We start from the raw sequence: 13,655 nt of genomic DNA, 5'->3' as shown, positions 1-13,655 counted from the left end.
GATTCCTAAGAATCGACCCTTCCTATTAATTCATCACTAACTCAGCTGTGAGCTTTTTTTTTAACTTAGCCAACATGTCCGTTGTCATTTTGTCTAAATCGTATTCTGCTTTAAAGCCCCACTCTTTCATTGCTGCTGTTGCATCAATAGAGTTTGGCCAGCTATCAGCGATTGTTTGACGAGCAGGATCTACAGCGTAATCCATTGTAAACGTCGGGATGTGTTTACGAATTGATGCTGCGATTTGCTCTGGCTCAAAGCTCATTGCTGTAATATTGAACGCGTTTCTATGCACAAGTTTACTTGAATCAGCTTCCATTAATGAAATGATCGCTTGTAAAGCATCTGGCATATACATCATATCCATGTATGTTCCTTCTGCAATGTATGAGGTGTATGTGCCTTTTTTAATCGCCTCATAATAAATTTCAACTGCATAGTCAGTTGTTCCGCCTCCTGGAGGAGCTACGTAAGAAATTAAACCTGGGAAACGTACACCGCGCGTATCAACACCAAACTTTTGATGATAATAATCACATAGTAATTCTCCTGCTACTTTGTTTACCCCATACATCGTAGTAGGACGCTGAATTGTATCTTGTGGCGTATTATCTTTCGGCGTTGATGGACCGAATGCACCGATAGAGCTTGGCGTGAAGAATTTACAGTTTAATTCACGCGCTGCTTCTAATGCATTTACAAGTCCGCCCATATTTAAGTTCCATGCAAATAACGGATTTTTTTCCGCTGTTGCTGAAAGTAAAGCTGCTAAATGAATAATTGTATCTACTTCATTACGCTTTGCAATATCATGTAGTTTTTGTCCATCTGTTACATCTAACGTTTCAAATGGACCAGACGTTACTACTTCACTATCTGTTTCACGAATATCTGTTGCAATAACATTTGATGCGCCGTATACATCACGAAGTTTCATTACTAGTTCAGAACCAATCTGCCCTAAAGAACCGGTTACTAGAATTTTTTTCATTTTCCCCACTCCTCATTTGCAAGCTATTCAAAAGATGTCGTTACTTAAATGATGCCCATTTCTTTTCCTACTTTTTCATACTTACGAATCGCTTCATCTAACATTTCTTTCGTATGAGCTGCTGTAGGCATATTACGAACGCGTCCTGTTCCTTTCGCTACAGTTGGGAACACAATAGATTTTGCGTATACGCCTTCTTCATTTAAACGTTTACTAAATTCTTGTGTTAACACTTCATCACCAATGATACAAGGTGTAATTGGCGTTTCACTTTCCCCTATATTAAAGCCAAGTTCTTTTAATCCTTGTTTTAAATAGCGACCATTTTCCCATAAACGATCGTGCAACTCTGTGCTTTCCATTAAGATTTCAATTGATCTCATGCAAGCTGCTGCATCAGCTGGTGTTAATGCTGTAGAGAATAAGAATGGACGTGAACGAACTTTTAACCAGTCAATTAAGTTTTGTTTCCCTGCTACATATCCACCAATTACCCCAATTGCTTTTGATAATGTACCAATTTGGAAATCAACTTTATCAGACAGACCGAAGTGCTTTACAGTTCCTGCACCTTTACCAAGTACACCTGAACCGTGTGCATCATCTACGTATGTCATTAAATCTAATTCTTCTGCAATCTCAACAATTTCTGGTAGTTTTGCAACATCTCCATCCATTGAGAAGACACCGTCTGTAATTACCATTAATTTATTGTAAAGACCTGATTCTTTCGCCGCGATTGCTTTTTGACGTAAATCTTCCATATCAGAATGTTTATAAACAATAATTTTTGCCTTTGATAGACGACTACCATCAATAATAGAAGCATGGTTTAATTCGTCTGAAAGAATCGCATCATTTTTATCCATCACGGCTGAAATCGCTGCCATATTACAGTTAAATCCTGATTGGTAAGCAATTGCCGCTTCTGTATGTTTAAACTTTGCAATTGTTTCTTCTAATTTAATATGCAAATCTAAAGTACCGTTAATTGTACGAACAGCTCCTGCTCCAACGCCGTACTTATGAATAGCACCAATTGCTGCTTCTTGCAAACGGCTATCTGTTGCTAATCCAAGATAGTTGTTTGAAGATAAGTTAATATATTCTTTTCCGCCAATTGTAATGATCGGTCCATTTGAACTCTCAAGCGGATCAATTACGTTATAAAGCCCCTTTGATTTTAAATCCTCTAAATTTTCTTCTAAAAATTTCGCAAGTGTTTTACTAGACATTGTGAAGCCTCCCATCGTTCATGTAAGCGAATTATTGTCTTAATAGTTCTAATAATCCCTCTACTAGCTTAACACGTTTTCAGAATTTATTATAGAAAAATAGTTTAAAGTAACCGCTTACAATTCTAGATTATATATGATTCATTACAAGAAATCTATCATTTACTTTTCATATTTGATAGAATAAAAAAAATATTTAAGGGGGCTTCAATCATGGCATTTACTGAATCTGATGTATATAATAACGAAGCATTTTTTAAACAATATATGAAACGCAGATACCGAGAAAATAGCCCAAATGAGTCACTTGAAAAACCAGCCTTCTTTCAACTCATTGGTGATGTGAAAGGAAAACAAATCCTTGATTTAGGCTGCGGCGACGCTAAATTCGGTGAGGAGTTATTAGAAAAAGGCTGCCACTCTTACACTGGTATTGAAGGCTCCGAACTTATGTATGAAAAAGCTAAAAAACAACTAGAAAATAAAAATGGCACCGTCCATTTTTTAAACCTCAAAGACTACACATACCCTCCTGCTACTTTTGATTTAGTAACATCTAGACTCGCCTTACATTATATTGAACATCTTCCTATCATTTTTCAAAATGTGTACGAAACTTTAAAAACAAATGGAGCCTTTACTTTTAGCGTTCAACACCCTATTATTACCTCTTCATTTGAAAGCTTACAAACGAGCGAGAAAAGAACAAGCTGGCTCGTCGATGATTATTTTAAAATGGGAAAACGCATTGAGCCTTGGATTGAGCAAAAAGTTATTAAATACCATCGTACAACGGAAGAGTATTTTACATTGTTACAACAAGCTGGATTTACGATTACAAAATTAAAAGAAGCTACACCAGATCAAACTTATTTTCAAAGCGCGGAAGAATATGAACGACGGTTACGAATTCCCCTCTTCCTCTTATTCTCTTGCCAAAAATAAAAAGACGATGAACCCTCATCGTCTTTTTATTTATCTCATTGCCTGAGCAACCTCTTTACGTACACGTCTTCCTTTTCCATGCGGGATACAAAGTGGTGTTCCAAATAACGGATCCGTACTGATTTGACACTCCATTCGGAATACATCACGTACTAGCTTCTCATCCACTACTTCTTCAGGCTTACCTTGTGCATATATTTGTTTATCTTGAATGGCTACAATATTGTCTGCATAACGACATGCTAAATTTAAATCGTGTAATACCATGACAATTGTTCTTTGTTCTGTTTCATTTAATTCGAATAATAAATCTAGCACTTCAATTTGGTGAGTCATATCTAAATATGTAGTAGGCTCATCAAGTAAAATAATATCTGTATCTTGTGCAAGCGTCATTGCAATCCAAGCACGTTGACGTTGTCCACCTGAAAGAGCATGCACATCACGCTCAGCAAATTCTGTCATACCTGTTGCTGCAAGTGCTTTTTGCACCATTTCCTCATCTTTTTCTGACCATTGCTTCAGCCACGTTTGATATGGATAACGCCCTTGCTTTACAAGTTGCAATACTGTAAGCCCTTCTGGCGCTTGTGGTCCTTGCGGTAAAATTGCCATTTGACGAGCAATTTGCTTCGTTTGCATACTTTGAATGGCTTGATTATCTAACAAAATGTCACCAGTTGTTGGCTTTAATAATCTAGCTAGTGAACGTAATAAAGTTGATTTCCCGCAACCGTTAGAACCGATAAAGATTGTAATTTCGCCTTTTGGAATTTCTAAATTCAACTCATCAATAATAATTGTTTCACCATAAGACAACGTCAAACGTTTCGTCTCCAATGCTTTTTGCATATTCATCTCCCTTTATGAATTCCGACTTTTATAAAGTAAATAAATAAAATAAGGTGCACCAATTGCTGATGTAAATACCCCTGCTGGAATTTCAAGGGGGGTGAAAACTGTACGCCCAATTAAATCTGCAGCAAGTACTAAAATTGCACCAACAATAGCCGCAACTGGGAGCAATGCACCGTATAAAGAACCAACTAGTCTTCGTGAAATATGAGGTGCCATTAAACCGACAAATCCAATTCCTCCGGCGAAGGCAACCGCACCGCCAATTAAAGCTGTACTAAGTAATAACATGAATACGCGTGACTTCGTTAAAGGAACACCAAGTCCTACCGCAATATCATCCCCTAGCTCTTGCGCATTTAAATGTCTAGCAGCTATAAATGATATTACCGTTAAAATGAGAACCCACGGTGCAAGCACCATAACGTTTTGCCATGAAGAACCGTAAACAGTACCTGTAATCCATACATTCGCTTGACTCGCTTGGTAAATTGGTGCTAATAACATAAACAAAGTCGTTGCTGCTTTCGTTAATGCCCAAAATCCAACACCAATTAAAACAAGACTAATCGGTGATAATCCGTCATTTCTCCATGCAAATAAATATACAAAAAGCGCTACAATCGTTGCACCAACAAAGGCTGCTAACGGCATATAATGAATGCTTACGGTTAGCGCATTATTTTTATCACTAAATATAGCTAAAAATAATACAACTGCAACACTTGCACCACCTGTAATCCCGATGATATCAGGAGAAGCCAGTGGATTACGAACGAGACCTTGTAAAATACATCCTGCTACAGCAAGTGCGATTCCTACAAGGATGGCAATTAAAATACGCGGCATACGAAACTTATTTACAACCATATTGGACATCGCATCGCCATTTCCAGTGATTGCTTGCCATACATCATAAGGAGCAATTTTCATGTCTCCCATACCTGCACTCGCAAAAAATAATCCTATTAAAACAACTAGTAAACTGAATAAGACGAGACAAGCTCGTTTATACATTAAAAACGAGAGCCCGCCTTTTCCTATACGAAACGGAATATACTTCTTCATTTGCTAAGCCCTCTCTTACGTGCGATATAAATAAAGAACGGTGCACCAATAAATGCTGTCATAACTCCTACTGGTACTTCTTGTGGCATAATGACATATCTTGCTACTATATCAGCCAAGATTAGTAGTATTGCACCTAATAAGCCGCTATATGGTACTCTCCATCTGTGATCGACCCCAACAAGGAATCTGGCAAAATGCGGGATAATAATTCCAACAAATCCAATTGGACCAGCAACCGCAACTGAACCACCAGATAACAAAACAATAATAAATAGTACGAATGATTTCATTAAAATTGTTCGTTGTCCAAGCCCTTTCGCGACGTCTTCCCCCATCATCAATGTATTTACTTTCCCTGCCATCATAATAGATGCAATCCATCCTATTAATAAATATGGGAATACAGATTGTAAAATTTCTAACTTTCTTCCTTGCACAGATCCGGCAAGCCAAAATAATACTTCTTCAAGCGCCTTTTCATTTAACACAAGTAATCCTTGTGTTAATGATGAAAATAACGCACTAATTGCGACCCCTGCTAATGTTAACTTCAGAGGCGTTGTCCCTTCTTTTCCTAAAGAACTAGAAGCAAATACAAGTACAGCTGCAACGGCTGCCCCTAAAAAGGCAATCCACGTGAAAGCTGATAATGATGTTACGGAAAAAATAACAATTGCTACAACTATGAAGAAAGCGGCACCTGAATTTAATCCAATAAAATCTGGAGAAGCAAGCGGATTCTTAGTTAAAGTTTGCATAAGACAACCTGCAATGGCTAAACTAGCACCAACACTAGCTGCAATTAACGCCCTTGGAAGACGCACATTTTGAATAATAATATGTTCATTGGAACCATTAAAATGGAAAAAAGCATCTAACGCTAATTTCCAACTCGTATTTGTATATCCAAAAATAATACTTCCCCAAATACAAGTAATGACTGCAATGATTCCAACAAATAATCCAATCCATTTTGCTCGATTTGTTTTTAATAACATGCAGCGTTTCCCCTTCAATGTATAATGATACGTTGTAAGTGTATTTCAACTTAATTCTCATTGTCAACGGAAATGAGAATTATTTTCATTGACAATTGGACCATGAAGGATTACTATCATCTTTGCTATTGAAAAAACTTCTCAGTATGTAGGGGGTACATAATGAAATTCACGCAAAAAAAATCGTTTATATTATTTGTATTTTTACTAGCCTTTTCATTACTTTTAAGTGCTTGTGGAAAATCAAATACGAAAGAGGAAACAAAAGAAGATACGAAAAAAGAAATGATTACAGTTGAACATGCAATGGGTAAAACAGAAGTTCCTGCTAATCCAAAACGTGTAGTTATTTTAACAAATGAAGGAACTGAAGCTTTACTTGAACTAGGTGTGAAACCAGTTGGGGCTGTAAAATCTTGGACTGGTGATCCATGGTATCCACATATTAAAGATAAAATGAAAGATGTAAAAGTTGTTGGTGATGAAGGACAAGTGAACGTGGAAACAATCGCTTCTTTAAAACCAGACTTAATTATCGGTAACAAAATGCGTCATGAAAAAGTGTATGAGCAACTAACAGCGATTGCACCTACTGTGTTCTCTGAGACGCTACGCGGTGAATGGAAAGATAACTTCAAATTTTATGCAAAAGCATTAAATAAAGAAAAAGAAGGTCAAAAAGTTGTAGCTAATTACGAATCACGTATAAAAGATTTAAAAGGCAAACTTGGCGATAAAGTAAATCAAGAAATCTCTATGGTTCGCTTCATGCCTGGTGATGTTCGCATTTATCATGGCGATACATTCTCTGGTGTCATTTTAAAAGAACTTGGATTTAAACGTCCTGGTGATCAAAATAAAGATGACTTTGCAGAACGTAACGTTTCTAAAGAACGTATTTCAGCAATGGATGGCGATGTATTATTCTACTTCACATTCGATAAAGGAAACGAGAAAAAAGGCTCTGAATTAGAAAAAGAATATATCAATGATCCTCTATTTAGAAATTTAAATGCAGTAAAAAATGGTAAAGCATACAAAGTTGACGACGTTATTTGGAATACAGCTGGTGGTGTAATGGCCGCTAACCTACTATTAGATGATATCGAAAAACGCTTTGTTAAATAATATTTTTCTAACCAGCTCCCCTTCTATGGAGCTGGTTATTTTTCGATTCACTTAAATGTCACATTATTTCATTTTGTATTTTTATTCCCAATATGTTATATTATAAAAGTAAATAGAATATATTTTCTCTATATCAGAATAGATATTTTAATCTAAATTTTCTGATTAATCACTATTTTATTTTCTTTTAGAATTCAATTATTACATTTGAAAACGCTTATCATCTCGTTTTCAGGGCAAAATACAGTAACGGTTGAAGAAAAATAGAACTTTTTCAGAATTTTTCTTTCTATTTCCATATAATTCTATTGACTTCTAAATATTTTGTGAATTAAAATAATTACATAAATATCCGTTATACAGGATTAGGGGGAAACAAACATGGATGCAGCTTTAAAATTAGACAAAGCTGGAGAGCAACAATCACCAAAAAAACATCCACCAGGATTATATTTGTTGTTCTTTACAGAGGCATGGGAAAGATTTAGTTATTACGGAATGCGTGGCTTATTAGTTCTTTATTTAACAACGAGCTTAGTAAGCGGCGGTTTAGGATTTGATAAAGCAGTTGCAGTACAAATTTACGGTATTTTCACAATGCTTGTATATTTCACACCTATTATTGGTGGCTGGTTAACTGACCATTTCATTACGAAGCGACACGCCATTACTATTGGTGGTATCATCATGGCAATTGGTAACTTTGTACTATTTTCAATGAACACAAAAACTGGACTATTTTTAGGATTAGGATTATTAGTTATTGGTAACGGATTCTTCAAACCAAATATTTCGACTTTATTAGGTCAATTATATAGCGAAAACGATTCTCGTCGTGATAGTGCCTTCACTATCTTCTACATGGGAATTAACTTAGGAGCTCTTATCGCTCCATTCATTTGCGGTTACTTCGCAGATTATAGATACGGTTTCTTAACAGCTTGTATCGGTATGATTATTGGACAGCTTGCCTTTAATTTCTTAGCACCTCGTTACTTAGGGTCTATTGGAACAACTGTTGTCGGTAAACAATCTAAAGAAAAAAATGCAAAAGCAATTGAGAAAAAACCTTTAACAACACAAGAGAAAAAACGTACTACTGCAATTTTAATTTTAACTTGTTTCGTTGTATTTTTCTGGGCAGGATTTGAACAAGCTGGTAGTTCTTTAACACTTTACACGGATAAATTCGTGGATCGTACAATTGGTGGATTTACAATTCCAACACCTTGGTTCCAATCTGTAAACCCACTATTCATTATCTTGCTAGCATTACCGGTTTCTGCATTATGGATTAAACTTTCTAAAACGAAAAATGGTGACTTGAAAATCCCAACGAAAATGGCATTTGGTATGATCTTGCTAGGGATTGGATATTTAGTTCTAACTTTAGCTGTATTAAAAACTGGTAGCGATGAAGGTAATATTACAATGAAAGCAAACTTACTATTCATTGTATTCACTTACATGTTCCATACAATCGGTGAATTATTCTTATCACCAATCGGATTATCTATGGTAAGTGCAATCGCTCCTGTTAAATTAGCATCATTATTAATGGGTGTATGGTTAGCTGGTACTGGCTTCGCAAACTTATTAGCAGGACAATTAGCTGCTTTCACTCAATCTTTAGGATATTTAGAAGTATTCGCAAGCATCGGTGTTATCGTAATCGTGCTAGGATTAGTACTTCTTATGTTCTCTAAGAAAATTGCACATATGATGGAATAATAAATAGAAAAGACGCTTCTAATTTTAGAAGCGTCTTTTCTATTACTTCTCCTCTAAAGCCGTCACGTTCACGTGAACGCTTTCTCCAGGATTAGATACATCATACACTTGAACAACTCCACTCTGCTCGTCACAGCTCTCAATCCATACTGGTACGCCCTCATATGTAACGTCAATTCTACTTGAAGAAGATAAGATTTGTTTCACACGTTTTACATCCATACTATTATTCCTCCCTTTACTTACTGTCCTCCCTCCTATCTTTTCTTTTCCCTTTAGAATATATTCCTTATAGTAACATGTAAATTGATAGCCTTTTCTTCCTTACATGCTAATATTTCCTCTCATATCACCTTTCTGACAAATAAAAAAAGACGTATATCCCACACGTCTTTTTCCATAATATTCAAATTTTAAGAAAATAATGTTTTTACAACTTCACTTACTTTATCATTATGAATTTGATAATACACTTCTAGTCCTCGTCTTTCAAAGCGCACTACTTTGTTTTGTTTTAATTTCGTTAAATGTTGCGAAACCGTTGATTGCGGAATTTCTAACACTTCCTGTAATTGTGTTACATTACAAGTTCCTCGTTGCATTAGTTCCATTACTAGACGTAAACGTAACGGATGCGCTAGCGCTCTTAACATTTGTACATCTTCTTCTGAAATACGACATTCGAATTGATTTTGGCTCATAAAGTTCCCCTCATTTTCGTTTTTATTTTCTTTTTATTTATTTATATATCTGTTCTTATATTTCCTGTTACGACATAACTTTATCAACCTATAAAGCCGAAAAATTTTTCCATCTTTATCAGCAAAGAACTCAGGAATAAATCCTTGCTGATTTTGAATATTATACTATATGATATAACGAAAAAGCAAAACAACGGGCTGCAAATACTTTGCTTGCAAACGTTGTTTTATCAAGCTTTTTGTTATATTTTCACCTCATTGAAACGTGCGGTAATGATATCGTAAAATATCATCTATAATTGATAACCTTTCGTAAAGTAGTTGGAGCATATTTAACCTCTTTGTTACACTAAAAGGAATTTTCAGTAAAAAGAGCTAATGTAATATTAAAAATTGACTTATTGTTTTTTCGTACTGCAATTACCTGAACTGTTATTCAAAACTTCCTATTAAAGAAAATAAAACTTTTATCAGTGAGCATCTTACTTTTCCTCCACCGGTTATTAGCCCATACTAATTGGGATTTTGCGTGATAACTCTCCCTTACTACTAGATCCAATGGTACAAAGGCTTCATCAGAACCAATGATATACGAAGAAATAAAAGAATATGCAAATAACTTATTACAGCGCACCCAGATAGGTTGGAATGCGCTTTTTGTCTACTTTATGAACAAAGCATTTCTTTTAACACTATTATGGAATAATTATACTTTTTTACGTTGACAATAGTGTTGAAGGAGAATATACTAAGCATGTAAGTTGATTGTGAATTGTTTCACAAATAATGTGAATTTCTTCACATAAAATAGATAGGAGTTGTCATCATTATGAGTACTTGGACACAAATTTATGACCCGTTAAACAACATTTGGTTATCTGCACTAATCGCAGCACTTCCAATTTTCTGCTTCATCATTTGTTTAATGGGACTGAAAATGAAAAGTTATATCGCTGGTCTTTACAGTGTGATTGTCGCTATTATTCTTGCTATATTCGTTTATAAAATGCCAGCAACTGTAGCTGTAGCATCTGCCGGATTTGGTGTTTTATCTGGATTTTATCCAATTTGTACTATCGTTATCGCAGCAATTTTCCTTTATAAATTAACTGTTAAAACAGAGCAATTCAATGTCATTCGTGATAGTATTTCAAGCATTACAAATGACCAACGTTTACAAGTATTATTAATCGCTTATTCTTTCGGTGCTTTCTTAGAAGGCGCAGCTGGGCTAGGGGTTCCAGTTGCTATTACAGCTGCATTACTTGTAGGTATGGGCTTTAATCCATTAAAAGCAGCAGGTATTTGTTTGGTAGCGAACATCGCTGGTGGTGCTATGGGTGCTATGGGTATCCCAGTTACAGTACCAGCACAATTAACTGAGCTAGACGCATTAACTATCGGTCGTCAAACTGTTCTTATTTTACCATTCATTAGTATTGTTTTACCTTTCCTACTTGTTTCAATGGTCGATGGAATTAAAGGTATTAAAGAAACTTGGCAAGGTATTCTTGTAAGTGGGGTTTCTTTCGCCATTACTCAGTTCCTTGTAACTTACTTCTTAGGTGCGGAACTTACTAATATTTTCGCAGCCGTTGTAAGTATGGTCTCTCTTGCATTATTCTTACGTGTTTGGCAGCCAAAATCTTCTACTAAAGAAGAAAAACAAGAAGAAAAAGAAGCTCATACATTCAATCAAATTCTATATGCTTGGTCTCCATTCGTATTCTTAACTGCATTCGTAACAATCTTTAATTTAAAACCAATTAAAGCTTTATTTGCTCCGGATGGCGCACTAGCAAACTTAGTATTTAACATTCAGTTCCCTGGTCTTCATAATGCCGTTATGAAAACTACACCAATTACAAAAGCTGATACACCTTTCGCAGCTGTTTTCAAATTTGATGTATTCTCATCTACAACTACTGCAATCGTATTAGCAATTATCGTTTCACTTATCGTATACCGCGTAAAAGGGAAAATAGTTAAAGAATTAATGGTTGAAACAATAAAAGAACTAAAAGCTCCAGTATATACAATCTGTAGCGTTATCGCTTTAGCTTACGTAGAGAACTACTCTGGTATGTCATCTACACTTGGACTTGCATTCTCTTCTACTGGTAATGCATTCCCTGTTCTTTCTCCGATCTTAGGATGGATTGGCGTATTCATTACAGGATCAGTAGTATCAAGTGGTTCATTATTTGCACCGCTTCAAGCAGTAACTGCAGATCAATTAAACATCGTTCCTTCTACTCTTGTTGCATTAAACGTAGTAGGTGGTACAATGGCAAAAATGGTTTCACCACAATCTGTAGCAGTTGCTTGTGCCGCAGTTGGACTAGTTGGTAAAGAATCTGTCCTATTTAAAACAGCAATGAAATACAGTTTAATCTTCTTAGCTATCATTAGCTTACTTCAATTAAACGCTGTATTTAATATCTTTTAAAAAAAACACCGATCCAAATGGATCGGTGTTTTTTTACATTACATCTTCTTATTCTTTAATAAAGAAGCTCCAGCAATTTCAGGATGCGTCATTTCGAATGGATCTAAAATAATATCCAATTCTTCTTCTGTCAGTACACCATGTTCTAAACATAGCTCCCTAACAGATTTTCCTGTTTCAATTGCTTCACGTGCAATACGAGATGCTGCTTCATAACCAATATGAGGGTTAACTGCTGTAATAATTCCAACACTTTTCTCTACATATTGCTTCAGCAATTCTTCATTTGCTGTAATTCCTTTAATACAATATTCACGGAATACACGGAATCCGTTATTCATAATACTGATAGACTGAATTAAATTAAATACGAGTACAGGCTCCATTACATTTAACTCTAATTGTCCTGCTTCTGATGCTAAGCAAATTGTATGATCATTACCAATTACTTGGAAAGCAACTTGATTAATTACTTCTGCCATAACAGGGTTTACTTTACCTGGCATAATAGATGAACCTGGTTGACGAGCTGGCAATTGAATTTCAGCTAATCCAACACGCGGTCCAGATGCCATAATACGAAGGTCATTCGCAATTTTAGACATGTTCATCATACATACTTTTAATGCCGCAGATACTTCTGTGTATGCATCTGTGTTTTGCGTTGCATCGACTAAGTGCTCTGCACCAACAAGTGGGAATCCACTAAATGTTCGCAGGTGTTTAACCACTTGTTCAATGTACATAGGATTTGCATTTAATCCTGTACCAACAGCTGTCGCCCCCATGTTCACTTCGTATAAATGTTGACGAGACTGTTTAATTCTTTTTATATCACGCGCAAGCACTCGGCTATACGCTTCAAATTCTTGTCCAAGACGAATCGGAACAGCATCTTGTAAATGTGTACGCCCCATTTTAATGACGTGATCGAACTCTTTTGCTTTTGCACGGAAAGCAGAATGAAGTTCTTCCATTGTAATAAGAAGTTCTTCTAACATCATAAGAGTTGCAATATGAATTCCTGTTGGAAACGCATCATTCGTTGATTGAGCCATGTTCACATGCGTGTTTGGGCTAATTTTTGCATACGCGCCTTTTTCATACCCCATACGCTCTAACGCTCGATTAGCGATTACTTCATTTGTATTCATATTAATAGAAGTTCCAGCACCGCCTTGGATTGGATCCACGATAAATTGATCATGGAATTTTCCATCAACAATTTCTTGTGCTGCCTCTGCAATTTCATGTCCAATGTCTTTCGCTAAATAACCAGTATCCATATTTGCAAGTGCCGCCGCTTTTTTCACAATTGCCATTGCCGTAATGAGTGACGGATGAATGCGATATCCTGTAATCGGGAAGTTTTCTACAGCACGTAATGTTTGTACCCCATAATAAGCTACACTCGGTACTTCCTTTTCACCTAAAAAATCTTTCTCTATACGTATATCCTTCGTTGCTATCATTTTCATCACCTATGCTTTTCATTCTAAATCCTTATCTAAAAAATCCGCCCTCTAAAAATACGAGTATCATTCAGAAGAA

Annotated in this window: 12 protein-coding genes; 4 read left to right on the top strand and 8 right to left on the bottom strand. The window is 35.9% G+C overall.

Annotated elements, in window-relative coordinates:
• Positions 1-25: 25 nt before the first annotated feature.
• Together KZZ19_RS03195 and KZZ19_RS03190 are read right to left on the bottom strand one after the other, a co-directional pair.
• Complete coding sequence (locus KZZ19_RS03195) at positions 26-991, bottom strand: L-threonine 3-dehydrogenase (RefSeq protein WP_088095121.1); 966 nt, start codon at positions 989-991, stop codon at positions 26-28.
• Between the two features lie 44 nt (positions 992-1,035).
• Positions 1,036-2,226 carry a glycine C-acetyltransferase gene (locus KZZ19_RS03190; RefSeq protein WP_000095906.1) on the bottom strand — a complete coding sequence of 397 codons (1,191 nt, stop codon included), beginning with the start codon at positions 2,224-2,226 and terminating at the stop codon, positions 1,036-1,038.
• 213 nt (positions 2,227-2,439) lie between these two features.
• Between KZZ19_RS03190 and KZZ19_RS03185 the strand changes: the two genes are divergently transcribed.
• The gene (locus KZZ19_RS03185) at positions 2,440-3,171 is read left to right on the top strand and encodes a class I SAM-dependent DNA methyltransferase (protein ID WP_237981592.1); all 732 of its coding nucleotides are present in this window, start codon (positions 2,440-2,442) and stop codon (positions 3,169-3,171) included.
• A 30-nt stretch (positions 3,172-3,201) separates the two neighbouring features.
• On the opposite strand, the gene KZZ19_RS03180 is transcribed toward KZZ19_RS03185, so the two are convergent.
• The 3 genes from KZZ19_RS03180 to KZZ19_RS03170 are packed head-to-tail and all read right to left on the bottom strand — an operon-like array spanning position 3,202 to position 6,095.
• Positions 3,202-4,023 carry an ABC transporter ATP-binding protein gene (locus tag KZZ19_RS03180; protein WP_001167960.1) on the bottom strand — a complete coding sequence of 274 codons (822 nt, stop codon included), beginning with the start codon at positions 4,021-4,023 and terminating at the stop codon, positions 3,202-3,204.
• 12 nt (positions 4,024-4,035) lie between these two features.
• On the bottom strand, positions 4,036-5,094 hold the full coding sequence (locus tag KZZ19_RS03175; RefSeq protein WP_088095119.1) for a FecCD family ABC transporter permease: 1,059 nt from the start codon (positions 5,092-5,094) through the stop codon (positions 4,036-4,038).
• Positions 5,091-6,095 (bottom strand): FecCD family ABC transporter permease, encoded by a 1,005-nt coding sequence (locus KZZ19_RS03170; protein WP_088095118.1) that lies wholly within the window; start codon positions 6,093-6,095, stop codon positions 5,091-5,093. Before KZZ19_RS03170 ends, KZZ19_RS03175 begins: the two co-directional genes overlap by 4 nt.
• Before the next feature lie 162 nt (positions 6,096-6,257).
• Here KZZ19_RS03170 and KZZ19_RS03165 point away from each other — a divergent pair, with 162 nt between their 5' ends.
• Positions 6,258-7,223 (top strand): ABC transporter substrate-binding protein, encoded by a 966-nt coding sequence (locus tag KZZ19_RS03165; protein WP_088095117.1) that lies wholly within the window; start codon positions 6,258-6,260, stop codon positions 7,221-7,223.
• 381 nt (positions 7,224-7,604) lie between these two features.
• Positions 7,605-8,954 carry a peptide MFS transporter gene (locus KZZ19_RS03160; RefSeq protein ID WP_088095116.1) on the top strand — a complete coding sequence of 450 codons (1,350 nt, stop codon included), beginning with the start codon at positions 7,605-7,607 and terminating at the stop codon, positions 8,952-8,954.
• Between the two features lie 42 nt (positions 8,955-8,996).
• Here KZZ19_RS03160 and KZZ19_RS03155 read toward each other — a convergent pair whose 3' ends face one another.
• Together KZZ19_RS03155 and KZZ19_RS03150 are read right to left on the bottom strand one after the other, a co-directional pair.
• Positions 8,997-9,176, bottom strand: a complete 180-nt coding sequence (locus tag KZZ19_RS03155; RefSeq protein ID WP_088095115.1) for an acid-soluble spore protein H — start codon at positions 9,174-9,176, stop codon at positions 8,997-8,999.
• Between the two features lie 191 nt (positions 9,177-9,367).
• A complete protein-coding gene (locus tag KZZ19_RS03150) occupies positions 9,368-9,655 on the bottom strand; it encodes an ArsR/SmtB family transcription factor (RefSeq protein ID WP_000081429.1) in 288 nt (95 codons plus the stop codon).
• An 829-nt stretch (positions 9,656-10,484) separates the two neighbouring features.
• Here KZZ19_RS03150 and KZZ19_RS03145 point away from each other — a divergent pair.
• Entirely contained in the window at positions 10,485-12,104 is a 1,620-nt protein-coding gene (locus KZZ19_RS03145; RefSeq protein WP_237981591.1) for an L-lactate permease, read from the top strand.
• Between the two features lie 38 nt (positions 12,105-12,142).
• Here KZZ19_RS03145 and aspA read toward each other — a convergent pair whose 3' ends face one another.
• Positions 12,143-13,576 (bottom strand): aspartate ammonia-lyase, encoded by a 1,434-nt coding sequence (gene aspA / locus KZZ19_RS03140; protein WP_088095113.1) that lies wholly within the window; start codon positions 13,574-13,576, stop codon positions 12,143-12,145.
• Between the last annotated feature and the right edge of the window lie 79 nt (positions 13,577-13,655).

Source organism: Bacillus thuringiensis (assembly GCF_022095615.2).
GTDB classification, from domain to species: Bacteria; Bacillota; Bacilli; order Bacillales; family Bacillaceae_G; genus Bacillus_A; species Bacillus_A cereus_AG.
Note: the sequence above shows the minus strand (reverse complement) of the source record. Positions and strands in the feature narration are given on the sequence as shown.

Coding starts and splice junctions, on each gene's coding strand:
- KZZ19_RS03195 (WP_088095121.1), bottom strand. CDS start 991: ATGAAAAAAATTCTAGTAACCGGTTCTTTAGGGCAGATTGGTTCTGAA.
- KZZ19_RS03190 (WP_000095906.1), bottom strand. CDS start 2,226: ATGTCTAGTAAAACACTTGCGAAATTTTTAGAAGAAAATTTAGAGGAT.
- KZZ19_RS03185 (WP_237981592.1), top strand. CDS start 2,440: ATGGCATTTACTGAATCTGATGTATATAATAACGAAGCATTTTTTAAA.
- KZZ19_RS03180 (WP_001167960.1), bottom strand. CDS start 4,023: ATGCAAAAAGCATTGGAGACGAAACGTTTGACGTTGTCTTATGGTGAA.
- KZZ19_RS03175 (WP_088095119.1), bottom strand. CDS start 5,094: ATGAAGAAGTATATTCCGTTTCGTATAGGAAAAGGCGGGCTCTCGTTT.
- KZZ19_RS03170 (WP_088095118.1), bottom strand. CDS start 6,095: ATGTTATTAAAAACAAATCGAGCAAAATGGATTGGATTATTTGTTGGA.
- KZZ19_RS03165 (WP_088095117.1), top strand. CDS start 6,258: ATGAAATTCACGCAAAAAAAATCGTTTATATTATTTGTATTTTTACTA.
- KZZ19_RS03160 (WP_088095116.1), top strand. CDS start 7,605: ATGGATGCAGCTTTAAAATTAGACAAAGCTGGAGAGCAACAATCACCA.
- KZZ19_RS03155 (WP_088095115.1), bottom strand. CDS start 9,176: ATGGATGTAAAACGTGTGAAACAAATCTTATCTTCTTCAAGTAGAATT.
- KZZ19_RS03150 (WP_000081429.1), bottom strand. CDS start 9,655: ATGAGCCAAAATCAATTCGAATGTCGTATTTCAGAAGAAGATGTACAA.
- KZZ19_RS03145 (WP_237981591.1), top strand. CDS start 10,485: ATGAGTACTTGGACACAAATTTATGACCCGTTAAACAACATTTGGTTA.
- aspA (WP_088095113.1), bottom strand. CDS start 13,576: ATGATAGCAACGAAGGATATACGTATAGAGAAAGATTTTTTAGGTGAA.